Source organism: Streptomyces sp. NBC_01439 (genome assembly GCF_036227605.1).
Taxonomy (GTDB): domain Bacteria; phylum Actinomycetota; class Actinomycetes; order Streptomycetales; family Streptomycetaceae; genus Streptomyces.
Genome location: NZ_CP109487.1, coordinates 8,303,722 through 8,329,137 on the forward strand (window position 1 = coordinate 8,303,722; position 25,416 = coordinate 8,329,137).

Below are 25,416 nucleotides of genomic sequence, written 5' to 3' on the forward strand. Positions count from 1 at the left end.
CCCGGCCCCCGATTCCCGACAGTGCCCGCGCGTCCCGCGGCAGAAGGCAGACCCCTGATGACTGCTCCGACGGTCCCGACGGTCCCCACGGCTCCGTCCCCCCGTTCCCCCCTCTCCCTCCGTTCCGGCGCCGCAACGGCCACCGACGCGGCCCGCACCGGCTCGCCCGACCTGTTGCGTTCGGTCTTCCGGCAGCACGCCGCGGGGGTCGCGGTGATCACCGCCCAGGACGGCGGGCGCCCGGTGGGGTTCACCGCCACCTCCCTCAACTCCGTCTCCGCCGATCCGCCGCTGCTGTCCTTCACGATCTCCACCGGGGCCTCCAGCTGGCCCGCGGTGCGCGACAGCGAGTACCTGGGCGTCCACATACTGGGCGAGCACCAGCGGGAGCTGGCGGGCCTGTTCGCCCGCAGCGGAGCCGACCGCTTCGGCCCGCCGACCGGCTGGGCCGGCGGCCCGCACGGGGTGCCGGTGCTGGACGGCGTACTGGCGTGGCTGGTCTGCCGGGTGGTCGCGCGTGTGCCCGCCGGTGAACATCGTGTGATCATCGCTGAGGCGGTCGTCGGAGATCCGGCCGGGGAAGGCCGTCCCCTGCTGTACCACCAGGGGCGCTTCAACGCATTGCGCGACTGAATCGTCCCTGCTCGGCAGGGTTGGGCGGCGTTGGGCAGATCACAGTTCGCCAGCCTTGCGACTTGGCGGGACCCACGGTGTACTGACGAGTAACATTCCCTTCGGAGCGCGGGCCGCCCCGACCGGGATCCGCCCGACAAGGCGCCTATGCTGCCTGCATAAGGCGGTACCAGAAAAGACGATGCGGTAGGAGAGCCGGCGTGAGCCTGAGGATCGTTGTCTGTGTGAAGTACGTGCCCGACGCCACGGGCGACCGGCAGTTCACCGAGGACTTGACCGTCAACCGTGACGACGTCGACGGCCTGCTGTCGGAGCTCGACGAGTACGCCGTCGAGCAGGCGCTGCAGATCGCCGACGAGGCCGACGATGCCGAGATCACCGTTCTGACGGTGGGCCCCGAGGACGCCAAGGACGCGCTGCGCAAGGCGCTCTCGATGGGCGCCGACAAGGCCATCCACGTCGAGGACGACGACCTGCACGGCAGCGACGTCATGGGCACCTCGCTGGTGCTCGCCAAGGCGATCGAGAAGGCCGGCTACGACCTGGTCATCACCGGCATGGCGTCGACCGACGGCACCATGGGCGTGCTGCCGGCGATCCTGGCCGAGCGCCTGGGCGTCCCGCAGGTCACCCTGCTCTCCGAGGTCAAGGTCGAGGACGGCACCGTGACCGGCCGCCGCGACGGCGACACGGCGAGCGAGCAGCTGGAGGCATCCCTCCCCGCGCTCGTCTCGGTGACGGACCAGTCGGGCGAGGCCCGCTACCCGTCCTTCAAGGGCATCATGGCCGCCAAGAAGAAGCCGGTCGAGTCCTGGGACCTGTCCGACCTGGACCTGGAGTCCGACGAGGTCGGCCTCGAAGGCTCCTGGACCGCGGTCGACTCCGCGGCGCAGCGCCCGGCCCGTACCGCCGGCACGATCGTCAAGGACGAGGGCGAGGGCGGCAAGCAGCTGGCCGAGTTCCTGGCCGGCCAGAAGTTCATCTAAGAACCTCGGCCACCCCTCTTAGCCCCCAGACACTTCGCAATCGCAGGAGAGCAGTCCCATGGCTGAAGTTCTCGTCTACGTCGACCACGTGGACGGCGCCGTCCGCAAGCCCACCCTCGAGCTGCTGACGCTGGCCCGCCGCATCGGCGAGCCCGTCGCCGTCGCGCTGGGCGCCGGTGCCGACGCCACCGCCGCGGTGCTCGCCGAGCACGGCGCGGTCAAGGTCCTCACCGCCGACGCCCCCGAGTTCACCGAGTACCTCGTGGTGCCGAAGGTGGACGCGCTCCAGGCCGCGTACGACGCCGTGTCCCCGGCCGCCGTGCTCGTCCCGTCCTCCGCCGAGGGCAAGGAGATCGCCGCCCGCCTCGCCGTGCGCATCGGCTCGGGCATCATCACCGACGCCATCGACCTGGAGGCGGGTGACGAGGGTCCGGTCGCGACGCAGTCCGCCTTCGCCGCGTCGTTCACCACCAAGTCCCGCGTCTCCAAGGGCACTCCGGTCATCACCGTGAAGCCGAACTCGGCCCCGGTCGAGGCCGCTCCGGCCGCCGGCGCCGTCGAGGCGCTCGCCGTCACCTTCGGCGCCCTGGCCACCGGCACCAAGGTCACCGGTCGCACCCCGCGCGAGTCGACCGGCCGCCCCGAGCTGACCGAGGCCGCGATCGTCGTCTCCGGCGGCCGTGGCGTCAACGGTGCCGAGAACTTCCACATCATCGAGGACCTCGCGGACTCCCTCGGTGCGGCCGTCGGCGCCTCGCGCGCCGCCGTGGACGCCGGCTGGTACCCGCACTCCAACCAGGTCGGCCAGACCGGCAAGTCGGTCTCCCCGCAGCTGTACATCGCCTCCGGCATCTCGGGCGCGATCCAGCACCGGGCCGGCATGCAGACCTCGAAGACCATCGTGGCCATCAACAAGGACGCCGAGGCCCCGATCTTCGACCTCGTCGACTACGGCGTCGTCGGCGACCTCTTCGCCGTCGTTCCGCAGCTGACCGACGAGATCAAGGCGCGCAAGGGCTAGTCGCCCCGCCCCCGGGACGAGGAAGCGACGCGTACCGGTTGCACGAACGAGCGAGGGCCTTCCGGGGCCGGTGTGGACGGTGACGTCCCCACCGGACCGGGAGGCCCTCGTCGTATGCGGCCCCCGTCGTATGGCACTCGCCTGCCTGGTGGTGCTGCTCGTCCTGATGGGTGCCTCCGACCTGGTCGACGAGGACAACCACGGGCTGGCGACGGCGCTGACGGCCGGTGGCTCCATCGGGGTGCTGCTGCTGTTCTGGCCGCCGGCCCCGTGGTGGGTGGGGGTGCTGGTCCTGCTCCTGTCGGGGGTCGTGCTGCTGGTCCTGTCCTACCTCGTCCAGGAGCTGGTGGGCGCGGTGGTCCGGCGGGACCCTTGGGTGGCCTGGCTCGGCACCGAGGTCGGGCTGTTCAACGCGGTGCTGTGTGTCACCGCGTGGCCCCGGGTCGTTCGCCCAGGGCGGCAGGGGGACCATTGACGGAGCGGAACCCCGTGACTAAATTCTGCTATGCGGATCTAAGCTTCCGTGAAGTGGAAAAGAGGAGAGTGCACGATGGGTCAGCAGGAGAAGGTGGCGACGAGCCTCGCAGGCGCGGTCAGCGAGGGCATCAGCGCCTCCCTCGCGCCGGTGGACGCGGAACTCGCGCGCCACTACCCGGGCGACCCCGGCACCCGGCAGCCCATCCACACGGTCTACGTACCCGGTGACGTGTTCGCCGCGGACACCATCCGCTCCTGGGGCGACCAGGCCCTCGCCGTCCTCGACGAGCACGCCCCGGACGCCGCCACCTTCGCCAAGGTGCTCGGCATCTCCGACGAGCTGGCCGTACCCGTCTACGACCGCGTCCGCGCCAAGCTGCTCAGCGAGCCCGTCGAGGACCTCCGCATCGACTTCGAGGACGGCTTCGGGGTCCGCTCCGACGAGGAGGAGGACCAGGCCGCGGCCCGCGCCGCCCGCCTCGTCTCGGAGGCCTTCTCCAACGGCACCAACGCGCCGTACATGGGCATCCGCATGAAGTGCATGGAGTCCAACGTCCGCGACCGCGGCATCCGCACCACGGACATCTTCCTCTCCGGCCTGCTGGAGCACGGCGGTATCCCCGAGGGCCTGGTCCTGACCCTCCCGAAGGTCACCTACGCCGAGCAGGTCAGCGCCTTCGTCAAGCTGCTGGAGGCCTTCGAGACCACCCGGGGCCTGCGCCCGGGCCGGATCGGCTTCGAGATCCAGATCGAGACCAGCCAGTCCATCGTCGCCTCCGACGGCACCGCCACGGTTGCCCGGATGATCGAGGCCTCCCAGGGCCGCGCCACGGGCCTGCACTACGGCACTTTCGACTACAGCGCCTGCGTCGGCGTCTCGGCCGCCTACCAGTCGAGCGACCACCCCGCCGCCGACCACGCGAAGGCGATCATGCAGGTCGCGGCCGCCGGCACCGGGGTACGCGTTTCCGACGGCTCGACCAACGTCCTGCCGATCGGCACCACCGAGCACGTCCACGAGGCCTGGAAGCTGCACTACGGCCTGACCCGCCGCGCCCTGGCCCGCGCCTACTACCAGGGCTGGGACATGCACCCGGCGCATCTGCCGACCCGCTACGCGGCCGTCTTCACCTTCTACCGCGAGGGCCTGGAGGCCGCCGCCGCGCGCCTGAAGGCGTACGTCGCCAAGATCGAGGGCGACGTGATGGACGAGCCGGCCACCGCCAAGGCCCTGGCCGGATACCTGGTCCGCGGGCTCGACTGCGGCGCGGTGGGCACCGAAGAGGTCACCGCCCTCACCGGCCTGACCCGCGCGGAACTGGACGCCTTCGCCATCCCGCGCCGCTCGGCCACCCTGACGGCCACCAGTTGATCCCGCCGACGGCCTGAGCGGCCCGGCCCCGCGTCACCGGGGCCGAGCCGCCGCCGCGTCGTACGGCCCAGGGGAGGGCGGCAGCCACAGACGGACGGTGCCGTCGGAACCCGAGGCGGCGAGCAGGCTGCCGTCGGGGGAGAAGGCCACCCCGCGCAGGGCGGCCGGGTGCCCGCGCAGCGGGGCACCCAGGGAGGTGCCGGAGTCGGGCGCCCACAGTTCGAGGCTGTGGTCGCCCGCGACGGCGAGCAGCCGGCCGTCGGGCGAGAACGCCAGGTCGTGGACCGTCCGGGGGTGGCCGAGCAGCGTCGCACCGTGCTGTGTGCCCTCGTACTCGACGAGGCGTACGGCGCCGTCCGCGTGTCCGGACGCGAGGCGGCCGCCCGGGGCGAAGGAGAGCGCCGTCACGTCCGCCCGGTCGCCGCTCGGCCGGACCGGGCGCGGGCGACGGGAGGCGATGTCCCACACCTCGACCCGGTTCTCCCCGGCCAGGGCGAGCAGGTGTCCGTCGAGGGAGAAGCAGACCAGTCGAACGGTGGAGATCCCGGTCCGCGGGGTCGCCTCGTACGTCCGGCTCACACGGTTCCACAGGAACGGCGTGCCGCCCCGGTCCGTCGCGGCGCAGAGCACCCCGTCCGGGGCGACCGCCATCCACTTGTCCAGAGGGGTCAGGGCGCGTGGCGCCGTCCCGTCGTCGATCAGGGGCCACGCCCGGGGGCGTCCGCCCGGGCCGGTGAAGGAGATCGCCTCTCCGCCGGACACCACGTCAACGGTCTCTGCGGGCAGCCGCTCGCCCAGCGCCGGATCCCACACGAGTACCCGACGGTCCTTCGTGAGCGCGGCGATCCGGCGCCCGTCGGGAGAGAAGGCGAGGCCGCCCAGGGTGACGCCGTTGTCCGTCTGCAGGACCGGCAGCGGTACGGCGTGCCCGACGGCGAGCGCACGGGCGAGTACGCGGTCCCCGAGGGCGGTGGGGGGACGGGGGCCCGCGTGGAGTGACGGGCCGGCGCCCTCGACGGCCACGCCCAGCCGGAAGCAGCCGGGGGAGACGGCGACGGCGCACGGCTTCGTGCCGGGCCCGCTCCGCATCGACCCCAACGGCTGTCCGGTCTCCGTCTCCCAGAGCCGCACCGTTCCCGTGTGACCGATGGCGGCCAGGATCCGGGCGTCGGGGGAGAAGGCGAGGCTCCGGACGGGGTCGCCGTCACAGTCCAGGAGCGGCCCTACCGGGGCTCCGGCCAGCGTCTCCCAGAGCCGCACGGTCCCGTCCTCGCACCCGGCGGCGAGCAACCTTCCGTCCGGGGTGAAGAGGGTCGCGCCGACGGTGTCGGGGCGCAGCTCCAGGTCGATCCAGTGGGGCGTCGGCATGTGCCACAGCCGGATCCGGTCCGCCCGGACGACCAGGGCGAGCAGCCGGTCGTCGGCGCTGTGCACGACGGCGCTGATCCCCTTCACCGGCAGGTCCGAACCGACCGGCTCGCGGGACTGCGTGTGCCAGCGGCGCGGACCCCGGTGATCGGCCGTCAGCAGGGTCTGGCCGTCGGGTGCGAAGGACATCGAGTGGATGGGACCCACGTGCCCGAGCAGGGGCGGTTCCAGCGCCTTCGCAGTGGTGAGGTCCCACAACCGTGCGGTGCCGGTGTAGCTGCCGGTCGCGAGGGTCCGGCCGTCGGGGGACAGCGCCAGCGCGGTGACGGCCGTTCCGTGGACCTCCAGCTCGCCGAGACGGTGGCCGTCCAGCGAGTCCCAGACCTCGATGCTCCGGTCGCTCGCGGTGACCAGCAGCCGGCCGTCGGCCGAAAAGGCCAGGACCGAGGTGGAGGGCGCGGCACCGGACAACCGCCGTACGAGGTGGAAGGCGCCCGGAGCGGCCGCCGGGTGACGTGATGGGAGGACGGCCCCCGTCGGGTCGGGCCCGGGGGCGGGCGGTGCCAGTGGCGCGGGGGCGGCAGGACGCGACGATCGCGACCCGGCCCGGGCGGGCGCCGCGGACCTGGCGGCGGCCAGGACGCGCCAGCGGGTTCGCCAGGCGGCCAGTTCAGGGAGATCGTGCCCGGGAACCGGTACTTCCTGGCCGAACTCGTCGTAGGCGTACAGGACCCGCAGCAGACCCATCAGCGTGTCGAGGCCCAGCAGCCGCTTGCCGCTGAAGGCGTCGCTCTGGGTGGCCACCGGCAGCCGGATCCCGCTGCCGGAGCGTCGCGCGCGGGCCTCCAGCTCGCGGTAGGAGCGGTTGCCCCGTTCGATCCGCAGCAGCCTCAACTCGGCGGCGAGCTCGTAGAGGTCTTGCTCGTAGGTGGTACCCGGCTCCATGCGGTCACATTAGGGGGAAGGCACACGACGGCGCGGAACATTGCCGAACACCCCGGAAAGGAGCTGCTGTTCAGTCATCGTTCCACGCCGTACGGGGCGGTTCACGGGTGATCGGCGTGGTTCCGGGGCGATCGGGAACCGACGGAATGCGTTCCGCCCGTGCCGTCCGGCGACCCGGGCGGCGGTGGAATCGGGCCATGACATCTCCCCGCGACGACGAACCGTTCCTGACCCTGCACACCACCGTCGTGCTCCTCGTCTGCCTCCTCGTCGGAGGTGCGGCGGGCGTACTCACCCACCTCGGCGGGATCCCGCCCGCGCTGTCCGTGCTCGCCGGGCTGACGGCAGCCGGTAGCGCCCTGCCCGTCGCGCGCGGGCTGATCCGGTGATCGGTCGGCCGGTCGGCCGGTCGGCCGGTCAGCCGGTCAGCCGGTCGGCGGGAGTTCGCCCGAGCCCCGGGCGATCAGCCGGGTCGAGAGTTCGATGCGGCACGGGGTCAGGTCCGCGCCCGCGAGGCGTTGGAAGAGCCGGTCCGTGGCCACCCGGCCCAGGGCCGCCGGATCCTGGGCGACCACCGTCACGCCCGGACGGAGCAGATCGGCCAGCTCGAAGTCGTCGAAGCCGACCAGCGCCACCGGCCGGTCGTGCGCCGCGAGGACCCGTACCACGGTCACCGTCACCCGGTTGTTGCCGGCGAAGACGGCGGTCACCGGGTCCGGGCCCGTGAGCATCGCCGCGGCGGCCGCCGCGACGCGTTCCGGGGCGGTGGACCCGAGCGAGACCCAGGACCGCGCCACCGGCAGGCCCGCCTCCGTCATCGCCGCACGGTAGCCGCGCAGGCGCTCAACCACCGTGTGGATACGGGGCTGGTCGCCGATGAAGCCGATCCGACGGTGGCCGCCCGCGATCAGGTGGGCCACCCCGCTACGGGCGCCGCCGAAGCTGTCCGAAAGCACCACGTCCGCGTCGATCCGCCCGGCCGGGCGGTCCACGAACACCGTGGACACACCGGCCCGCATCTCCGGCTCCAGATAGCGGTGGTCGTCCCCGGCCGGGATCACGATCAGCCCGTCCACCCGGCGGGCGCACAGCGCGAGCGCCAACTCCCGCTCCCGGTCCGGGTCCTCGGCGCTGGAGCCGTTGATGAGCAGCGCCCCGTGTGCGCGGGCCACCTCCTCCACCGCCCGGTTCAGCGGGCCGTAGAAGGGATCGGCGAGGTCCTCCAGTACCAGGCCCACGGTGGCGGTGCGGCCCTTGCGCAGCACGCGGGCACTGTCGTTGCGGCGGAAGCCGAGGGCCTCGATGGCCTGCTGGACCCGTCGCTCGGTCTCGGGGGTCACCCCCGGCTCGCCGTTGACCACGCGCGACACCGTCTTCAAGCCGACGCCCGCCTGGGACGCCACGTCCTTCATGGTCGGCCGGGTGCCGTAGCGGGGCTCGGACGGGCGGCGGTTGTCGGGCACGGTGGCGAATCCTCCGGGGCTCACGGACGGGGCTGTGACCTTGAGGATAAGCACTGGGCCGATCGTGAGGTTTTCGTGGCAGGCTGGGGCGGGCAAGCCACTGGGGGCTCCGGACGAGCCATGGGGAGAGGGGTAGACGTGATTGTCTGGATCAACGGCACGTTCAGCGCCGGAAAGACCAGCACGGCCCGCGAACTGACCGGAATCCTGCCGGACAGCACCCTGTTCGACCCGGAGTTCATCGGCGACGCGCTGCGCGTGCTGCTGCCGCCCAAACGGCTGGCCGAGGTCACCGACTACCAGGACCTCCCGAGCTGGCGGCGGTTGGTGGTGGACACGGCCGCGGCGGTGCTCGCCGAAGTGGGCGGGGTGCTCGTCGTACCGATGACGCTGCTGCGCCAGGAGTACCGGGATGAGATCTTCGGCGGGCTGGCGGCCCGGAGGATTCCGGTGCGGCACGTGCTGCTGGCTCCTGAGGAAACGATCCTTCGGGAGCGGATCGCGGCACGGCAGGAACCCGGGGAGCCCGCGGAGGTCGACCTCAGGTTCCGGCAGTGGGCGTACGACCACATCCCGGTCTACCAGCAGGCCCTCGACTGGCTGGCCGGCGACGCGCACGTCATCGACAACGGGACGCTGACTCCGCGGGAGACGGCGGACCGCATCGCGGAGGCCGTCCGTTCGGAGACGGCGAAGGTCTGCGACATCGTGCAGACCCCGGAGCCCACCCGGGAGACGGTGGCGGCCGGGGTGCTGCTCTTCGACGAGCGGGACCGGGTGTTGCTGGTGGATCCGACGTACAAGGCGGGCTGGGAGTTCCCGGGCGGAGTCGTCGAAGCGGGCGAGGCGCCCGCGGGCGCGGGCGTACGGGAGGTCGCGGAGGAACTGGGCGTCGTACTGGAACGGACGCCCGGGCTGCTGGTGGTCGACTGGGAGTCGCCCCAGCCGCCCGGCTACGGCGGGCTGCGCCTGCTCTTCGACGGCGGCCGCCTCTCGGACGAGGCGACGGCCCGGCTCCGACTGCCCGGCCCGGAACTGCGGGCCTGGCGCTTCGTCACGGAGGCCGAGGCCGCCGGCATGCTCCCGGAGCACCGCTACGAACGCCTGCGCTGGGCCCTGCGCGCCCGCGAACGCGGCCGGCCCCTCTACCTGGAGGCGGGCGTTCCCACCGGCTGATCCGGCTGATCCGGCTGATCCGGCTGGTCCGGCTGTCCTGTCGGACGCAGGGCGGCGGCGACGAGGCCTTCGAGGGCCTCGCGCGGCACGTCGCCACCATTGACCAGCCGGTCGAAGACCAGCCCGTCGATGCAGGTCAGCAGGGTGTGGGTGCGGTTCTCGAGGTCCGCCGCGCGCAGGCCGTGGCCGGTGAGGAACCGCCGGACGGCTCCGCGGCCGGCGTTCTCGCGCGGTACGAGGATCTCGCGCAGCTCCGGGTCCCGCACGCTCTCCACGGTGCAGGCGTACCGGGCGAGCGAGCGGCGGCGCCCCTCCCCGGTGAGCCGGCGGCGGGTGAGCACCACCATGCCGTCCACCAGTTCCCCGGCGGTGCGCAGGAGCGGGAGCTGCTCGGCCGTCGCCTGCAGCTCCACCTGATCGAGATGGACGAGCCGGGTCACCAATGCCGTGAGCAGGGCGGCCCGGGTGCGGTAGTACGCCGACGTGGTGCCGGGTGGTACGGCCGCCCGGCGGTCGACCGCGCGGTGGGTCAGGCCGCGCATGCCCTCGTCGGCGAGTACGTCGAGAGCTGCGTCCGCAAGGAGGGTGCGCCGATCGGTAGCCATGGTTCCCATGGTCTCTTTCTACACCTGTAGTAACCCCGTGGTGGCTCGGGTAGAGCCGATCTTCTACAGGTGTAGAAGGGGTAGGTTCGACATGGGCCGTACGGCAGTGGTCGTCGGAGGGGGCATCGGCGGGCTGGCCGCCGCGATCGGTCTGCGCCGCATCGGCTGGGAGGTGACGGTCGTCGAGCGCGCCAGCGTGCTGGACGACGCGGGCGCGGGCATCTCGCTGGCCGCCAACGGTCTACGGGCCCTGGACGAACTCGGCGTCGGCGAGGCGGTGCGGGAAGCCTCGCGAGGCCAGTACACCGGTGGCACCCGCACGCCCGGAGGCAGTTGGCTGGCCCGGATGGACGGCGCGGAGCTGGAACGGGCCGTGGGTACTCCGATCATGGGCATCCCCCGCGCCACCCTGCACCGGCTGCTGCGCGCGGCCCTGCCCACCGGGACGCTCCTCACCGGCGCCGAGGCGGGCCCCGTGTCGCAGATCGACCTCGGGACCGTCCGGGTCGTCCGGGGCGGCACGGCCCTGGACGCCGACCTCGTGGTGGCGGCCGACAGCGTCGGCAGCGCGATCCGCGGCCGACTCTTTCCGGCCCACCCGGGACCGGTCCACAGCGGCTCGGCGGTACTGCGCGCCATTACCGCGGGGCCGCTCGCACTGCGCACCGACTTCGAGCTGACCTGGGGGCACGGCGCCGAGTTCGGGCACATCGCCTTCCCCGACGGCCGGGCCGAGTGGCACGCGGTGCTCGGCCTCCCCCGAGGAACGCGGTTCGCCGACCCGCTGGCCGAACTGCGCCGGCGGTTCCACGACTGGCACGACCCGATCCCTGCACTGCTCGACGCGACCCGGCCCGAGGCCGTACTGCACCACGACGTCAGCGAACTCCGCACGCCGCTCCCGTCGTACGCGATCGGCCGGATCGCGCTCGTCGGTGACGCGGCGCACGCGATGACCCCGAACCTCGGGCAGGGCGCCTGCCAGGCACTGGAGGACGCAGTCACCCTGGCCGCCGCGCTCACCACCGAACCCACCGTCGAGGCGGCGCTGGTCCGCTACGACGCCGAACGCCGACCGCGCAGCCAGGCGGTCGCCAAGGCCGCACGACAAGCCGGACGGATGGGCCAGCAGCTGGCCCACCCGCTGGCGGTCGCACTGCGCAACACCGCGATGCGGCTGACCCCCTCCCGCACCTCCGTGCGCATGATCCTCCGGCACCACGCCTGGGAACCACCGGCACTGGGCTGACCCCGAGGGCCCGCCGGGAGCGCGCGGACGGCCCCCGGAGCCGGACCTCAGCCGGTCGCCGCCGCCTCGTGCGCCGTCTTGGCGAGGGCCTCCGCCGTGTTCTCCGTCAGGGGATCACCATGGCCGAAGCAGGCGATCGACGGGGCGAGCGCGGCCAGACGCCGGAAGGTGGTGATCGCCCGGGCGCGGTCCACGTTGAAGACGCCCAACATCAACGGGCCGACGGCGGCGACGCAGTCGCCCGTGAACAGCACGCCGTGGTGCGGGAGGTGGATCCCGATGCTGCCGTCCGTGTGACCGGGGGCGTGGACGACGTACGCCCCGTCCCCGAAGCCCAGCGCCTCCCCGTCCTCCACCTCGTGGTCGACCCGGGTGGGCGGTGCCTCGGGGACGGTCAGAGCGTGCGCGTACAGCGGTATCTCCCAGTCCAGCAGCACCGGTTCGGGCACCGGCCGCTCGCCCCGGATCACCGGCGCGTCCAGGCGGTGCGCCAGCACCCGCGCGCTCCAGCGGGCGGCGAGCTCGCCCGCCGCCCCGACGTGGTCGCCATGGCAGTGCGTGAGGACGATCCGCTCCAGCCGCTCGGGCGCCAGCCCGAGAGAACGGATCGCCTGCTCGATCAGGTCGGCGGATCCGGCATGGCCCGCGTCGATCAGGGTGAGGGCTTCACCGTCCTGCCAGAGGTAGGCCTGGCCGATGGGGAAGCGGAGCATGTGGAGCCGGTTCGGCAGTACTTCGACAAGATCCATACGCCGAACGTACGACCGTCCGCCCGCCGTGTGCGGCCGAGTTCACCGGGAGCGCAGTACGCCCAGGGCGCACTGCGCCCTGGGCGTACACGAGGCGGTCGGCCGGTACCGCCCGCACGGGGTGTCTTGTCGATCGGGCCGGGCTCGATCGACAAGACACCTCGAGGGGTCAGGCGCGCTTGGACTCCGCATAGTTGACGAGGAAGAGGGCCTCCGCCACCGACAGGCGCTCCAGCTCCTCGGGCGACACGCTCTCGTTGACCGCGTGGATCTGCGCTTCCGGTTCGCTCAGCCCGATCAGCAGCATCTCCGCCTCCGGGTACAGGGACGTCAGCGTGTTGCACAGCGGGATCGACCCGCCCATGCCGCTGATCTGCATCTCCTGGCCGGGATAGGCGGCTTCCAGGGCCGCGCGCATCGACGCGTACGCCGGACTGTCGGTGTCCGCCCGGAACGGCTGGCCCTGTCCGACGACCTCGAGTTCGAGGCGCGCCTTCCACGGGGTGTGTGCCGCCAGGTGCGCCTGCAGCAGCTTGACGGCCGCGGCGGTGTCCACACCCGGCGGCACCCGCAGGCTGATCAGAGCGCCGGCGCTCGCGTGCACCGACGGCGTCGCGCCGACCACCGGCGGGCAGTCGATGCCGAGCACCGTGACGGCCGGGCGGGCCCACAGCCGGTCCGCGATCGTGCCCCCGCCGATGAGCTCGACCCCGTCCAGCACCTTCGCGTCGGCGCGGAAGTCCGCCTCCGGGTACTGCAGGCCGTCCCACACCTCGTCCGAAGCCAGCCCGTCCACGGTCGTCGAACCGTCCGCCGTGCGCAGCGAGTCGAGTACGCGGATCAGCGCGGCCAGCGCGTCGGGGGCGGCGCCGCCGAACATGCCCGAGTGCAGGTTGCCGCCCAGCGTGTCGATCTTCACCTTGACCAGACACATGCCGCGCAGGGTGGCCGTCACCGTCGGCAGGCCGAGGCGGAAGTTGCCCGCGTCACCGATGAGGATGGTGTCGGCGGCCAGCAGCTCCGGGTGCGCCTCGGCGTACTGCTGGAGGCCGCCGGTGCCCTGCTCCTCCGAGCCCTCGACGATCACCTTCACGCCCACCGGTACGCCGCCGTTGGCCTTCAGCGCGCGCAGCGCCAGCAGGTGCATGATGAACCCGCCCTTGCAGTCGGCCGAGCCGCGCCCGTACCAGCGGCCGTCGCGCTCGGTCAGCTCGAAGGCGGGGGAGGTCCAGGCCGCGTCATCGAGCGGCGGCTGGACGTCGTAGTGCGCGTAGAGCAGAACGGTCGGCGCGCCCTCGGGGCCGGGCAGGAAGCCGTAGACCGACTGGGTGCCGTCGGGGGTGTCGAGCAGCGCCACGTCCTGGAAGCCCTCGACGCGCAGCGCGTCGGCCACCCAGTTCGCGGCGGCATCGCTCTCGCTCTTGGGGAACTGCGCCCAGTCCGCCACCGACTGGAAGGCCACCAGCTCGGTCAGCTCCTGCTTGGCGCGGGGCATCAGCGAGGCGATGGTCTCGGCGATCGGATTCTGGGACATGGGCACGCTCCTTTTGGGTGCGACGTTGTTCTCCGTGTACGCCGCCCGCATCCGCGGGGTGTGCGTATGCCGGGTACGGCGAAAGGCAGTCTTGATCCTCGCACAGCGAGACGGGGCGGTCTCTCGCCGTAGGATTTCCCCGGCATCGGAGCAACCGGGTGATCAGGAGCAGCAACACATCGTGAGCAGCGACGACGACGTACGCGACGCAGACGCAGGCATGGACGCGGGCGCAGGCGAAAGCGTGGACGCGGGCGCAGACGCAGGCGTGGACGCGGGCGCAGACGCAGGCGCAGGCGTGGACGCGGGCGCAGACGCAGGCGAGGGCACGGGGCGGGACGCCCAGCGGGCGGGCGACGAGGCGGTCGGGGAGACCGGCGAGGTGTGGGACGTGGTCGTGGTGGGGGCGGGACCTGCCGGGTCCTCGGCCGCGTACGCGGCGGCGACGGCCGGGCGGCGCGTCCTGCTGCTGGAGAAGGCCGAGCTGCCCCGCTACAAGACGTGCGGCGGGGGCATCATCGGCCCCTCGCGCGACGCCCTGCCCCCGGGCTTCGTGCTGCCCCTCAAGGACCGCATCCACGCGGTCACCTTCTCGATGGACGGGAAGCTGACCCGCACCCGGCGCTCGAAGCACATGCTGTTCGGGCTCATCAACCGCCCCGAGTTCGACGCCGGCCTGGTCGCCGAGGCGGAGAAGGCGGGTGCCACCGTCCGGACGGGTACGGCCGTGGCCCGCGTCGAACAGCACGGGGCGGCCGTTCCCGACCGACGCACCGTCGCCGTGGTCCTCGCCGACGGCGAGACCGTGCTGGCCCGCGCGGTGGTCGGCGCGGACGGCAGCGCGAGCCGGATCGGTGCGCACGTCGGGGTGGAGATGGACCAGGTGGACCTGGGCCTGGAGGCGGAGATCCCCGTCCCCGAGACGGTCGCCGAGGACTGGAAGGGGCGGGTGCTGATCGACTGGGGCCCGCTGCCCGGCAGTTACGGCTGGGTCTTCCCCAAGGGCGACACCCTGACCGTCGGCGTCATCTCGGCCAAGGGCGAGGGCGCCGCGACCAAGCGCTACCTGGACGACTTCATCGCCCGGCTCGGACTCGCCGGCTTCGAACCGGCCGTCTCCTCCGGGCACCTGACCCGCTGCCGCAAGCCCGATTCGCCGCTCTCGCGCGGCCGGGTGCTGGTGGCGGGTGACGCGGCCGGACTCCTGGAGCCGTGGACCCGGGAGGGCATCTCCTTCGCGCTGCGCTCCGGGCGGCTGGCAGGGGAGTGGGCTGTGAAGATCTCCGAGGCGCAGGACGCCGTGGACGCCCGCCGCCAGGCCCTCAACTACGCCTTCGCGGTGAAGGCCGGGCTGGGTGTGGAGATGGGGGTCGGCAAGCGGATGCTGAACCTCTTCGAGGTGCGGCCGCGGATGCTGCACGCGGCGATCACCGGCTTCGGTCCGGCGTGGCGGGCGTTCGCCCGGATCACGCGGGGCTCGATGACGTTGGCCGAGCTGGTGCGTACGTACCCGTTGGCCCGCAAGGCGCTGCACATGATGGACGCCCGGCAGGCGGCAGCGGCCCGCAGCGGCGGCGGCCGGGGCTAGGTCCTGTCGGCCGTCTCTTCCGGATCTTGCCGGACGCCGCGGGCGAGGCAAGATCCGGAAGAGACGGCCCAGGGGGGGTGCGCGGGGACGGCGGGGGCACGGACGGCGGTCCCGACTGGCGGGGCGGTTCGAACCTCCTCGGGGTGGACCGGCCGGAGGTCGTCCTCGCGGCGTTCCGGCGCGGCGAGCCGAACGTCGGGGCGGCGGTGATCGGGCTCGCCCTCCACCACGCCGACCCCGAGGTCGTGCTCCGCTTGGTCGCGAGGGCGCTGGAGTCGGCGGACCGGGAGGTCCGCCAGCAGGGGGTCATCGCCCTGGCGTACGTCGCTCGGCTCCACCGCACCGTGGACCGGCGCTGTCTGGAACTGCTGCGCGACTGCCCGCGGGGCAACGAGGCCGACGACGACCTGTGGTCCTTCGTACCGCACCGGGAGCTGCCGCTCTGGCTGTGGCGGCACCACCTGTGGGAGCGGTTGGTGGAGCGGCTGCGCCGGCCGTTCGACTGAGCGACAGGCCGGTACGGGCGGGGCGGTCGCCGTCCGGCCGGCCGCCTTCCTCAGCGGCCGCCGGGCGCGAGCCGCCGGGCGCGGGTCAGCCGGATACCGTGATCCGGAAGACCGGGTGGTCACCGGCGGCCGCCTGCAGTTCGGCGTCGGGGGACTTGGCGGTGACGCCCTGGAAGAAGCGGTTGACCTCCCAGCCCCACTTCTCCAGGTAGGCGCGCATGATGTCGGCCTTCTGCACCGGGTCGGTGATCTCGGTGACGGTGAACGTGCGCACCTTGCGCCCCACGCGCAGCTCGCCGCCGCCCGCCACCCGCATGTTGCGGACCCACTGGGAGTGGCCGCGGGCCGAGACCAGGTACTGGGCGCCCTCGTAGGTGTGCGGGTTGACGGGGATCCGCTGCATCTCGCCGGACTTGCGGCCGCGCACCGACAGCTCGGCGGTGCCGGCCAGGCTGATGCCGAAGCGGGCCAGCTTGCCGAAGAGCGAGTTGAAACGGGTCTCGAACCGAGTGGCCTGGACGTAGTACGGGGTGGGCGCGTTCATCGTGACCTCCGGGCCGCTTTCCTCATTGAGAGAGCACTGCTCTCGCTTGAGAGCAGTGTGCACGGATCGCCGCACCAAAACAAGAGCAGTGCTCTGAAAATGGAGCGACAATCTGTTTCCTGGGCGGTGCTCCGTTCGCGTGGCAGACTGACCGGCATGAACACCGTGCGAGGGGCCAGGGAGCGGGCCCGCATCGAGGTCACCGCCGCCATCAAGGACGAGGCGCGCCGCATGCTCGCGGCTGAGGGCGCCGCCAAGCTCTCCCTGCGCGCCGTCGCCCGCGAACTGGGCATGGTCTCCTCCGCCCTCTACCGATACTTCCCCAGTCGGGACGAACTGCTCACCGCCCTCATCATCGACGCGTACGACAGCGTCGGCGCGGCCGCCGAGGTGGCTGACGCCCGCGCCCGCGCCACCGGGGCCCCGCCCCGCGCCCGCTGGATCACGGTCTGCGAGGCCGTCCGCTCATGGGCGCTGGAGCACCCGCACGAGTACGCCCTCATCTACGGTTCCCCGGTCCCCGGCTACAGCGCCCCCGTCGACACCGTGGGCCCGGCCTCCCGCGTAGCCAACGTCTTCATCGGCATCCTCCGCGCCGCGTACGAGGGCCCCGGCCTCGCCCTCCCGCCGCTGCCGCCCGCCCTGCGCGCCGAGGCCGACCGGATGACCGCCGACTTCGCGCAGGGGCTGCCCCCGGCGGTCACGGCCGCTCTGGTCGCCGCCTGGGCCCATTTGGTCGGGCTGGTGTCCTTCGAACTGTTCGGCCAGTTCAACCGGGTCGTCGAGGACCGCGCCGCCTTCTTCGCGCACGCCGCCGACCAGCTGGCACACGGGGTCGGACTGCCGGCCGTGTGACGGGAGGGCGCAGGCGCGGACCGTTGTGGAGACCGATGGGGTTCACATGATCAGGGGATGGCTCGCACTCGTGTTCCTCGTGCGAATGGGTGTGGTTCGGCCTTGGGTGAGGGACCGCCCGTCTAATGTTCCTCGGGTCGCCCCCTTCGCCGCCGGAGGAAACGTTCATGCCCCGCGCCGTGAAGGCCTTGTACGCCGCTCTGGTCACTGCCTTGTTGGCCGCGTCGGCGCCCGCCATCATCGCCGCGGCACGTGACGTGCCCCGGCCGGCCGCCCCCGCGCCCGACCCGCCCCCCGCCCCCCGGACTCCGGGCGTGCGGGGCCTGGAGATCGGCGTCCCCGCGTACGTCTGGGCGAACGACCCCATGCTGACCGATCTCACCGCCACCGCTCCGGCCCCCTCGGTGGTCGTACTGAACCCGGGGAACGGCGACTCCCCGTTCGACGGCCCCTGGCGGGCCCGCGCCGACGCGCTGCGCACCCGCACCACCTCCACCGGCGAGAAGACCCGGGTGCTCGGCTACGTCCACACCGACCACGGCAACCGCGACATCGTCGCGACCAAGGCCTCCGTCGACAACTACCTCAAGACCCCCGACGGCCGCCTCCACGTCGACGGCATCTTCTTCGACGTCGTCAGCCGCGACTGCGGCCCCGCCAACGCCACCCGCGACTACTACGCCGAGCTGCGCCGCTACGTCCAGGACACGATGGACGCCGCCGACCCGGCCACCCCCGACCTCGTCGTCAACAATCCCGGCACCGCCATAGCCGACTGCTACCTGGAGCCGGGCCACCGCACCGCGGACGTCTTCGTCACGTTCGAGGACACGTACGCCGCGTACAACGGCGCCGGCTGGCTCGGCGGCAACGTCTTCGACCACCTCTCCGGCTACCGTTCCGGCGCCGAACTCGACCCGAGCGGGACGGCGTTCTGGCACCTGGTCCACGACGTCCCCGACCACGGGGCGATGCGCGCCACCCTGCGCACGGCCTTCGCCCGCGGCGCGGGCTACGCGTACGCGACCAGCACGGTCATGCCCAATCCCTGGAACGCGGGCCCGACATGGAAGTACCGCACCCAGACCACGTACGCGGCCACCCTCGGTTGAGGGTGCTGGGCGGTGGGGCCGTGCGACATTCCGCGCGTAAAGGTCCTCGCCGTCGCCGCGCCGATCACGCCACATCCGGCCGCGCTCCGATCCGGTGACGACCAGCCAGACCAGCTAGACCAGCAGCCCGCAGCCTTCATCGCACAGGCTGAGCGCCCCGGCCGTGCGGCGCGGATCGTACTGCACCTAGCCCAGACGGTCCCCCCACGCCTCAAGTGCCGCGTCGAGATCGGCAAGGTCGTGGAACTCCTCCTTCAACGTCTTCGCCGGATCCGCCCCGCCCTGAACACCCTGTCGTTGCCCGGCGCTGCGGCCAGAGCGACCCCGGGTGGGGCGACGCCGACGGCTGGCGGCCCCGCCGTCGAACTCGCCGAGACCAGGAAACCAGGAACGATCGATCACGAGTGCAGATTATTGCAGCACTGTTATATTAGCGCTGTGACATCTACGGATCCCACTGCGCTACCCGATCCCTGGCGCGCCCTGCACGCGCTCCTTGCGGCCATGGATGCTGAGATCGAGCAGGTCTACGTCGAACGCGGCATCGAGGGGGTGCGGCCCCGGTTCGCCTATCCGCTCATCCGGCTCGCTCACACGGGACCCCTGACCATTCGCGAGCTTGCGAAGTCCCTGGACCGCTCCCACTCCGCGATCAGCCAGACCGTCGCCGCCATGCGCAAGGAGGATCTGGTCACCTCCGAGCCGGGGCCCGACGCCCGCACCCGGCGCATCGACCTGACCGAGCGCGGCAGGTCTCTGGTGCCGTTCCTGGAGGCGGAGTGGCGCGCCACCCACGCGACGGTGGCCGAGCTGGACGGCGAGGTCCCGTACGCGATGACCGCCGTCGTCGAGGAGGTGCGTCGGGCGCTGGAACGCAGGTCGATGCGGCAGCGGATCCTCCACCACCTCGTCGAGCCACCGCGATGAGGGTGCGCATCCGGTTGCTCGACACCCGCCCGCTGCACGGCAGTCGGGCATTCCGAGACCTGTGGATCGGTACCTCGGCTTCTCAACTCGGCGGACAGATAGCCAACGTGGCGGTGCTGGCCCAGGTCTGGGACCTCACCGGTAGCCCCGTGGGCACCGGCGCCATCGGGCTCGCCACCGGCCTTCCGATGGTGTTGTTCGGGCTGATCGGCGGCACGTTGGCCGATGCCGTTGACCGCCGTGCGGTGGTGCGGGCCACCACCGCGGGCCAGGTGCTGGCCGCCGCCGGGCTCTGTACCCAGGCCCTGGCGGACAACCGCAGCGTGCTCCTGTTGCTCGCCCTGGTCGCCGTGGGGACGAGTTGCAGTGCTCTCGGCGCTCCTGCCCGGCGCACCTTCCCGGTCCGGCTGTTGCCGGGCGACCAGGTCGCGGCCGGTCTTGCGCTGACCAACGTCTCCTTCCAGGCAGCGATGCTGGCCGGGCCCGCGATGGCCGGACTGCTCATCGCCCGCTGGGGTTTCCCTGCCGCCTACGCAGTCCAGGCGATGGCCACGGCCGTTTCGATGCTCGCGGTGATCCGCCTGCCCGCCGTGCGGCCCGAAGGTACCGTTGCGGCAGGCGGCAGACGCCGGCCGGAGCGCGGCGGTTGGCGGTTCGTCCTGCGTCGCCCGACGTTGTGGGGCTCGATGGCCACCGATCTGTCCGCAACGCTGCTCGCCATGCCCATTGCGCTCTTCCCGTTGGTCAACGAGATCCGGTTCGGAGGAGACCCGCGGACCCTCGGCCTGTTCCTCTCCGCCGTCGCGGTCGGGGGGATCACGGCCGGTCTGCTCTCCGGCACGGTGACGCGCTGGCGTCGCGGCGGCCTCGTACAGTTGTGCGCAGCCGGTGTCTGGGGCCTGGCGCTGGCCTGTTTCGGTCTGGCGGGGCCGTTGTGGCTGGCGCTCGGCTGCCTGGCCGTGGCGGGCGCCGCCGACACCGTCTCCGTCGTCACCCGCGGTGCCCTGGTCCAATGCGAGACCCCGGACGCGTACCGGGGGCGGGTCTCCTCGATGGAACACGTCATCGGTGTCGCCGGCCCCGAACTCGGCAACTTCCGTGGTGGCCTGTTGGCGTCCGCCACCTCCGCCCCCTTCTCCCTGGCCCTCGGCGGACTGTCCGCCGTCCTGGTGGTCGCCGCCGTGGCCGCGGTCAACGCACCCCTTCGTGCCTACCGCACGCCCCCCGCCGCCGCGAAGGCGACCGCCCCCGATGTCGCCGCCGTGCAGGCGGCCGCCGGTCAGGGCTCCTGATGGTCCGCCAGCCCTGACGACCCCGCACCGGGCGTGCCGCGTGCCGCAGCGGTGGAACGCTCCGATCGTCGCTCGCTCAGCCCAGGCCGCCGTTGCTCCGGAGAAGCTGGGCGTTGATCCAACCCCCCTCGGCGGAGCAGAGGAACGTGACGAGATGCGCGCAGTCCTGCGGCACACCGAGGCGGCCGAGGGGCGTGGAACGGATCAGTTCCGCTTCGTGCTCCTCGGTCATCCACCCGGTGTCGGTCGGTCCGGGATCGACGGAGTTGCAGGTCACCCCCAAGTGGGCGAACTCGTGGGCGGCGGCCGACGTGATCCGGTCCACCGCACCTTTGCTCGCCCCGTACGGCAGGTTTCCGATGGTGTGGTCGCTGGTCAGGCTGACGATCCGCCCGCCGCCGTGCTGCCCGCGGAACCGCAGCCCGTACTCCCGGATCAGCAGCCAGGAGGCCCGCGCATTGACCGCGAAATGCAGGTCGAAGCTCTCCACCGTGGTGTCCAACAGGCCCGAATCGACCGACTCGCAATGGCAGAGCACCAGCGCGGTGACGTTCCCCAGCGCACCCTCGACGCTGTCGAAGAGCTGCGCCGGCACGGCCGGGTCGCTGAGGTCCGCCTCGACCGCGTGGGTCCTCGCCCCCAAGGACGTCACCTTCGACCGCAGCCCTTCGGGCGCACCCGACTCCGTGCCCCACCGCATCCGCGCGTCATACGGGGTCCAGTAGGTGAAGGCCACGTCCCACCCGGCCCGAGCAAGATTCAGTACGACGGACGACGCGATCCCCGCCGAACGTCCGGCCCCCGTGACCAAGGCGAGCGGGCGCCCCGCCGCACCCCCGCCCTGCCGACTTCCCGCGCCCGTCTCACCGGTCATGTCCGTCATCCTGGCGGGCCGCCTTGAACGCGGCACCCGATTTTCCGGCCGTGCGGGCGACAGGGCCTAGGCCGGGGTGGCCCCGGAGCAGGGTGCCGATCCCTTCGCGGGCGCCGGCCGGCGACGCCGGGCCCGTGGTCAGCGCCCGTCGTTCTCCGGACGGCGGGCGAATCCGAGCAGCACGTGGGTGACCCGGAGCAGGAACACTGCCACCGCGAGGATCCCGCCCGCCACGGCCAGGATCCGGCGCGTCGACGTGGAGAGGGAGAACGCCAGCGCGGGTCCGTACACCGCGCCGAAAGCGAGGGCGGCCGCGAAGGAGGCGCTGACCAAGGCGTAGCCGATCTCGATGGTGATCGCGTCCCGGTCCGCCTGCGTACGTCGCTCCATGCGTGCAGTGTCACAGCGTGCACAGCCCGTCACAAGCCCCCGGCCCGTCATTCAGATTCCGGCCGTCTCCGTCCACAGCCGGGCCAGTGCCAGGTCGCCCGTCACCCCCGGACCCGCCACCGGGGTCCGGTTCCAGAGCGCTGCGTACAGCCAGGCCGCCTCGCCGGTCAGTTCGCAGTCGGCCACCTCGCCCGTGTCGCCCCGCACCGTACGGGCCGGCTCCGCCGACAGGTGTACGGTCCACACCGCGGCCGTGTCGGCGGCCCGCACCCGCACCACCTTGGGCTCGGCGGTCCGCACCCGGCTGCGCGGCCGGGCGTGGAAGCCGGTCAGAAGCTCGTCCACCCCGTCCTCGGCGAACTCCGGCGCCATTGCGGAGAACAACACGCCGAGCGCAGTCTCCGCGTCCATCCGGTGCACGGCGGTCTCGTGCGCCTGCCGCCGGGCCCAGAACGCCACCGGCGAGGGCGGGGCCGTCGGGAGGAACGTCCAGCACTGCAGGTCGTCCGGCGCCTCGTTCAGGGTCCGCACCAGGTCCGCGTGGCCCTCGCGGAACCAGGCCAGCAGCTCGCCGCCGACCAGCTCCGGCGCGTCCGGGAAGCCCACCGGCTCCAGCCGTCGCTCCGCGACGTACGCGGTGGCCCAGCGGTGCACCGAGCCGGTGTGCCGCAGCAGGTCGGTGACCCGCCACCCCGGGCAGGTGGGCACCGCGGACTCCGTACCGGCGCGTTCCGCCACCTCGGCGAGCAGCTCGCCCTCGCGGGCGAGGGCCCTCACATGTTCGGTGATCTTCATACCGTGAGTCCTATCAGCCCGCCCGGGACAATGGAGGGCATGGACGGGGAACTCTTTCCGCGCGAGCGGACCGTGCTCGCCCCCGGTGCCGTGCACGTGCCGGACTGGCTCGGGGCGGGGCGGCAGGGCGAGTTGCTGGCGGCCTGCCGCGCGTGGGCCCGGCCGCCCGCCGGCCTGCGCACCGTACGCACCCCGGGCGGCGGGGTGATGACCGCCCGCCAGGTGTGCCTCGGCCTGCACTGGTACCCGTACGGCTACGCGCGCACCGTCGTCGACGGCGACGGTGTACCGGTCAAACCGATGCCGCCGTGGCTCGCCGAGCTGGGGCGGGAGGCGGTGACCGCCGCGTACGGGGACCCGCCGCCGCCCGGGCCCGGGACGGCCTACGACATCGCGCTGATCAACTTCTACGCCGGCGACTCCCGCATGGGCATGCACCGCGACGCCGAGGAGAGGTCCCCGGCGCCGGTGGTCTCGCTCAGCCTCGGCGACACCTGCGTCTTCCGCTTCGGGAACACCGCCTCGCGCGGGCGCCCGTACCGGGACGTGGAGCTGCGCAGCGGGGACCTCTTCGTCTTCGGGGAGGAGAGCCGGCTGGCCTATCACGGGGTGCCGAAGGTCCTGCCGGGCACGGGCCCGCAGGAGCTCGGACTGACCGGGCGGCTGAACATCACACTCCGGGTCGGCGGGCTGGGCTGAGAGGCGGCACCCGGCAGCCTCCGATCATGCGAGGATCGATGCTATGAACGGCAACGGGGCCCCGCCGCGGGTGGGGGATGTGACCGCGCCATCCGCTTCCGGTACGGCTGCGCGGACCAGGCTGGAACGGGGGCGCGGCGCGCTCGGACCGGCGCTCGAGCTCGTCCACACCGGCCGCGCCCCGACCCGCGCCGTGCTCACGGCCGAGCTCGGGGTCACCCGGGCCACCGCCGGAGCGGTCGCCGCCGAGCTGGAGGCCCTCGGGCTGATCCGCGTCGATTCCCGCCCGGGCGGAGCCGGCGGGACCGGCGGGACAGGCGGAGCCCAGGGCCGCCCCTCGCACCGGCTCTCGGTGGCCGAGGACGGCCCGGTGGCGCTGGCCGCCCAGGTGCACTCGGACGGCTTCCGGGCCGCCCTGGTCGGCCTCGGCGGCCGCATCGTGGCCACCGCACCCGGCAAGGTCACCGTCTCCGCCGATCCGGCGCAGGTGCTCGGCGCGGTCGTGGAGGCGGGCGCGGAGCTGCTCGCGCAGAGCGGCCGCCGCTGCGTCGGGGCGGGTCTCGCGGTCCCCTCGGCGGTCGCGGAGCCGGACGGTACGGCGCTGAACCCGCTGCACCTGGCCTGGCCGGCCGGCTCTCCCGTACGGGCCATCTTCGCGGAGTGCGTCAAGGCGGCCGGGATCGACGGCCCGGCCCTGACGGGCAACGACGTCAACCTCGCGGCCCTGGCCGAGCACCGGCACGGCGCGGGGCGCAGCGCCCAGCACCTGCTGTGCGTGGCCACCGGGCACCGCGGGGTCGGCGGGGCGCTGGTGCTGGACGGCCGCCTGCACAGCGGGAGTTCGGGCCTGGCCCTGGAGGTCGGCCACCTCACCGTGAACCCCGAGGGACGGGCCTGCCACTGCGGCAGCCGGGGCTGCCTGGACGTGGAGGCGGACCCGCTGGCCTTCCTCACCGCAGCGGGCCGCAGCCCCGGCCCCGAGGTGTCGCTGCTCCAGCAGGCCCGCGAACTGCTGCGCGACGAGCCGGCGGAACCGGCGGTACGGGCGGCCACGGAGGAGCTGATCGACCGGCTCGGGCTCGGACTCGCGGGCCTGGTGAACATCCTCAACCCGGACCGGATCATCCTGGGCGGGCTGCACCGGGAGCTGCTGCACGCTGACCCGGAGCGGCTGCGCGCGGTGGTCGCGGACCGCAGCCTCTGGGGACGCAGCGGCGGGGTGCCGATCCTGCCGTGCACCCTGGACCACAACAGCCTGGTCGGCGCGGCGGAGTTGGCGTGGCAGCCGGTGCTCGACGACCCGCTGGGAGCCCTGGCCTAAACGCCGGGCCACGCACTGGCCCAACGGCGGTCCGCGAGGTTTCCGGCCGGCCCGGTCCGTGCCCGGTCCGTGCCCGGTCCGTGCCCGTTCCGTCCCCGGCCGGCCCGGTCCGTGCCCGCTCCGTAGTGCTGGGCAGTCGTGCCCGGGCCGTCCGCGCACATCGGCTCGGCCCGCACATCGGTGGGGCCCGCACGTCGGGCCGTCCCCGCAGGTCGGGCCGAGCCCGGGGCCGGGGCCGGTCACCCGGGTCGGGCGCCGACCGGCGACGCCACCGGCAGGCCCGTCGCGACGGCCCCCGGATCGACGGCCAGGAGCACCGCACGCGCTGGTTCTCGTACGGGCGTGGCCCCGACGGGGACCGGCCGTACCGGCGCCGCCCGGGCCGGGGCCGCCGTGAGCGAGAACCACACCGCCTTTCCGGGGCCGTCGGGCCGCTCGCGCGCCCCCCAGGCCTCGCTGAGCGCCTCCACCAGGGCGAGCCCGCGGCCGCAGGTCTCCAGGGCCTCCGCCCGCGCCCCGTGGACGACGGGCAGCCGCGGATCGCTGTCGATGACCGAGACCGTCAGTCGCCCGAGCCGGAGCTCGATCTCCACGGTGCAGGTCTTGTCCGGCTGCGCGTGGCGGTGGACGTTGCTGAGTAGCTCCGTCACACCGAGCGCAGCCCGGTCTATGAGCGGGTCGAGCTCCCAGTGGCGCAGTTGTGCAGAAACGATTCTGCGGATTTGGCCGATCCGCGACGGCAAGGCCTGCAGTTCGACGACGCAGTGCCTGCGGGAATGACTGATCACGGCTGCGACTCCCCGACATGAGTGTTACGGGTGCGGCACCCTCGGTGATGCTCCACCAGGGTCACCCACCGTGCCGCGCAGTGCAACCGAGCGCGATCGAAAGGGATTCTCATGGATCCCCAAAGCGAACGTTTGTGCAGGTGGGAG

At 72.9% G+C, this 25,416-nt stretch carries 27 protein-coding genes; 16 read left to right on the top strand and 11 right to left on the bottom strand.

Going from position 1 to position 25,416, the window contains the following annotated elements:
• Positions 1 to 57: 57 nt before the first annotated feature.
• The 5 genes from OG207_RS37725 to OG207_RS37745 all read left to right on the top strand — a co-directional run bounded on the left by OG207_RS37725 (position 58) and on the right by OG207_RS37745 (position 4,489).
• The gene (locus OG207_RS37725; RefSeq protein WP_329105231.1) at positions 58 to 633 is read left to right on the top strand and encodes a flavin reductase family protein; all 576 of its coding nucleotides are present in this window, start codon (positions 58 to 60) and stop codon (positions 631 to 633) included.
• A gap of 200 nt (positions 634 to 833) precedes the next feature.
• A complete protein-coding gene (locus OG207_RS37730) occupies positions 834 to 1,619 on the top strand; it encodes an electron transfer flavoprotein subunit beta/FixA family protein (RefSeq protein ID WP_030012969.1) in 786 nt (261 codons plus the stop codon).
• Positions 1,620 to 1,677: 58 nt separating this feature from the next.
• Positions 1,678 to 2,640, top strand: coding sequence for an electron transfer flavoprotein subunit alpha/FixB family protein (locus OG207_RS37735; RefSeq protein ID WP_329105234.1), 963 nt, complete (start codon positions 1,678 to 1,680; stop codon positions 2,638 to 2,640).
• A 79-nt stretch (positions 2,641 to 2,719) separates the two neighbouring features.
• Positions 2,720 to 3,115 (top strand): hypothetical protein, encoded by a 396-nt coding sequence (locus tag OG207_RS37740; protein ID WP_329105236.1) that lies wholly within the window; start codon positions 2,720 to 2,722, stop codon positions 3,113 to 3,115.
• A 75-nt stretch (positions 3,116 to 3,190) separates the two neighbouring features.
• On the top strand, positions 3,191 to 4,489 hold the full coding sequence (locus OG207_RS37745) for a DUF6986 family protein (protein ID WP_329105238.1): 1,299 nt from the start codon (positions 3,191 to 3,193) through the stop codon (positions 4,487 to 4,489).
• Between the two features lie 33 nt (positions 4,490 to 4,522).
• Here OG207_RS37745 and OG207_RS37750 read toward each other — a convergent pair whose 3' ends face one another.
• Entirely contained in the window at positions 4,523 to 6,802 is a 2,280-nt protein-coding gene (locus OG207_RS37750; protein ID WP_329105240.1) for a WD40 repeat domain-containing protein, read from the bottom strand.
• Between the two features lie 197 nt (positions 6,803 to 6,999).
• On the opposite strand from OG207_RS37750, the gene OG207_RS37755 reads away from it, so the two are divergent.
• Positions 7,000 to 7,191, top strand: coding sequence for a hypothetical protein (locus OG207_RS37755; RefSeq protein ID WP_202202865.1), 192 nt, complete (start codon positions 7,000 to 7,002; stop codon positions 7,189 to 7,191).
• Between the two features lie 36 nt (positions 7,192 to 7,227).
• On the opposite strand, the gene OG207_RS37760 is transcribed toward OG207_RS37755, so the two are convergent.
• Positions 7,228 to 8,214 carry a LacI family DNA-binding transcriptional regulator gene (locus tag OG207_RS37760; protein ID WP_329108166.1) on the bottom strand — a complete coding sequence of 329 codons (987 nt, stop codon included), beginning with the start codon at positions 8,212 to 8,214 and terminating at the stop codon, positions 7,228 to 7,230.
• A 189-nt stretch (positions 8,215 to 8,403) separates the two neighbouring features.
• On the opposite strand from OG207_RS37760, the gene OG207_RS37765 reads away from it, so the two are divergent.
• Positions 8,404 to 9,441: an NUDIX hydrolase gene (locus tag OG207_RS37765; protein WP_329105242.1), complete on the top strand. Its 1,038-nt coding sequence runs from the start codon at positions 8,404 to 8,406 to the stop codon at positions 9,439 to 9,441.
• On the opposite strand, the gene OG207_RS37770 is transcribed toward OG207_RS37765, so the two are convergent.
• Positions 9,411 to 10,046 carry a TetR/AcrR family transcriptional regulator gene (locus OG207_RS37770; RefSeq protein WP_329105244.1) on the bottom strand — a complete coding sequence of 212 codons (636 nt, stop codon included), beginning with the start codon at positions 10,044 to 10,046 and terminating at the stop codon, positions 9,411 to 9,413. The two genes, OG207_RS37765 and OG207_RS37770, sit on opposite strands and share 31 nt — an antisense overlap.
• Before the next feature lie 91 nt (positions 10,047 to 10,137).
• Here OG207_RS37770 and OG207_RS37775 point away from each other — a divergent pair, with 91 nt between their 5' ends.
• Positions 10,138 to 11,295 (top strand): FAD-dependent monooxygenase, encoded by a 1,158-nt coding sequence (locus OG207_RS37775; RefSeq protein ID WP_329105247.1) that lies wholly within the window; start codon positions 10,138 to 10,140, stop codon positions 11,293 to 11,295.
• 47 nt (positions 11,296 to 11,342) lie between these two features.
• Here the strand turns inward: OG207_RS37775 and OG207_RS37780 are convergent, their stop codons facing one another.
• Positions 11,343 to 12,044, bottom strand: a complete 702-nt coding sequence (locus OG207_RS37780; RefSeq protein WP_329105249.1) for an MBL fold metallo-hydrolase — start codon at positions 12,042 to 12,044, stop codon at positions 11,343 to 11,345.
• A gap of 169 nt (positions 12,045 to 12,213) precedes the next feature.
• Entirely contained in the window at positions 12,214 to 13,578 is a 1,365-nt protein-coding gene (locus OG207_RS37785; protein WP_329105251.1) for a dipeptidase, read from the bottom strand.
• Positions 13,579 to 13,960: 382 nt separating this feature from the next.
• Here OG207_RS37785 and OG207_RS37790 point away from each other — a divergent pair, with 382 nt between their 5' ends.
• Both OG207_RS37790 and OG207_RS37795 read left to right on the top strand, forming a co-directional pair.
• Entirely contained in the window at positions 13,961 to 15,166 is a 1,206-nt protein-coding gene (locus OG207_RS37790; RefSeq protein WP_329108168.1) for a geranylgeranyl reductase family protein, read from the top strand.
• A 77-nt stretch (positions 15,167 to 15,243) separates the two neighbouring features.
• Positions 15,244 to 15,672 carry a hypothetical protein gene (locus tag OG207_RS37795; RefSeq protein ID WP_329105252.1) on the top strand — a complete coding sequence of 143 codons (429 nt, stop codon included), beginning with the start codon at positions 15,244 to 15,246 and terminating at the stop codon, positions 15,670 to 15,672.
• A gap of 85 nt (positions 15,673 to 15,757) precedes the next feature.
• Here the strand turns inward: OG207_RS37795 and OG207_RS37800 are convergent, their stop codons facing one another.
• On the bottom strand, positions 15,758 to 16,216 hold the full coding sequence (locus tag OG207_RS37800; RefSeq protein ID WP_329105254.1) for a nitroreductase/quinone reductase family protein: 459 nt from the start codon (positions 16,214 to 16,216) through the stop codon (positions 15,758 to 15,760).
• Positions 16,217 to 16,372: 156 nt separating this feature from the next.
• Between OG207_RS37800 and OG207_RS37805 the strand changes: the two genes are divergently transcribed.
• Positions 16,373 to 17,071 carry a TetR/AcrR family transcriptional regulator gene (locus OG207_RS37805; RefSeq protein WP_329105256.1) on the top strand — a complete coding sequence of 233 codons (699 nt, stop codon included), beginning with the start codon at positions 16,373 to 16,375 and terminating at the stop codon, positions 17,069 to 17,071.
• 167 nt (positions 17,072 to 17,238) lie between these two features.
• Positions 17,239 to 18,183, top strand: coding sequence for a spherulation-specific family 4 protein (locus tag OG207_RS37810; RefSeq protein ID WP_329105259.1), 945 nt, complete (start codon positions 17,239 to 17,241; stop codon positions 18,181 to 18,183).
• A gap of 186 nt (positions 18,184 to 18,369) precedes the next feature.
• Here OG207_RS37810 and OG207_RS37815 read toward each other — a convergent pair whose 3' ends face one another.
• Positions 18,370 to 18,585, bottom strand: coding sequence for a hypothetical protein (locus OG207_RS37815; RefSeq protein WP_329105262.1), 216 nt, complete (start codon positions 18,583 to 18,585; stop codon positions 18,370 to 18,372).
• 36 nt (positions 18,586 to 18,621) lie between these two features.
• Here OG207_RS37815 and OG207_RS37820 point away from each other — a divergent pair, with 36 nt between their 5' ends.
• Both OG207_RS37820 and OG207_RS37825 read left to right on the top strand, forming a co-directional pair.
• Positions 18,622 to 19,110, top strand: a complete 489-nt coding sequence (locus tag OG207_RS37820; protein ID WP_329105263.1) for a MarR family winged helix-turn-helix transcriptional regulator — start codon at positions 18,622 to 18,624, stop codon at positions 19,108 to 19,110.
• Entirely contained in the window at positions 19,107 to 20,402 is a 1,296-nt protein-coding gene (locus OG207_RS37825; protein WP_329105265.1) for an MFS transporter, read from the top strand. The genes OG207_RS37820 and OG207_RS37825 overlap by 4 nt, the downstream gene beginning before the upstream one ends.
• 76 nt (positions 20,403 to 20,478) lie before the next feature.
• Here the strand turns inward: OG207_RS37825 and OG207_RS37830 are convergent, their stop codons facing one another.
• The 3 genes from OG207_RS37830 to OG207_RS37840 form a co-directional block, all read right to left on the bottom strand.
• Positions 20,479 to 21,285, bottom strand: a complete 807-nt coding sequence (locus OG207_RS37830; protein WP_443072826.1) for an SDR family oxidoreductase — start codon at positions 21,283 to 21,285, stop codon at positions 20,479 to 20,481.
• A 129-nt stretch (positions 21,286 to 21,414) separates the two neighbouring features.
• The gene (locus OG207_RS37835) at positions 21,415 to 21,666 is read right to left on the bottom strand and encodes a DUF6332 family protein (protein ID WP_329105270.1); all 252 of its coding nucleotides are present in this window, start codon (positions 21,664 to 21,666) and stop codon (positions 21,415 to 21,417) included.
• Between the two features lie 51 nt (positions 21,667 to 21,717).
• Positions 21,718 to 22,461: a maleylpyruvate isomerase family mycothiol-dependent enzyme gene (locus OG207_RS37840; RefSeq protein ID WP_329105272.1), complete on the bottom strand. Its 744-nt coding sequence runs from the start codon at positions 22,459 to 22,461 to the stop codon at positions 21,718 to 21,720.
• Positions 22,462 to 22,500: 39 nt separating this feature from the next.
• On the opposite strand from OG207_RS37840, the gene OG207_RS37845 reads away from it, so the two are divergent.
• Both OG207_RS37845 and OG207_RS37850 read left to right on the top strand, forming a co-directional pair.
• Positions 22,501 to 23,160, top strand: a complete 660-nt coding sequence (locus tag OG207_RS37845; RefSeq protein WP_329105274.1) for an alpha-ketoglutarate-dependent dioxygenase AlkB family protein — start codon at positions 22,501 to 22,503, stop codon at positions 23,158 to 23,160.
• A gap of 43 nt (positions 23,161 to 23,203) precedes the next feature.
• A complete protein-coding gene (locus OG207_RS37850) occupies positions 23,204 to 24,481 on the top strand; it encodes an ROK family protein (RefSeq protein ID WP_329105275.1) in 1,278 nt (425 codons plus the stop codon).
• 239 nt (positions 24,482 to 24,720) lie between these two features.
• Here the strand turns inward: OG207_RS37850 and OG207_RS37855 are convergent, their stop codons facing one another.
• A complete protein-coding gene (locus OG207_RS37855; RefSeq protein ID WP_329105277.1) occupies positions 24,721 to 25,269 on the bottom strand; it encodes an ATP-binding protein in 549 nt (182 codons plus the stop codon).
• Positions 25,270 to 25,416: the final 147 nt, after the last annotated feature.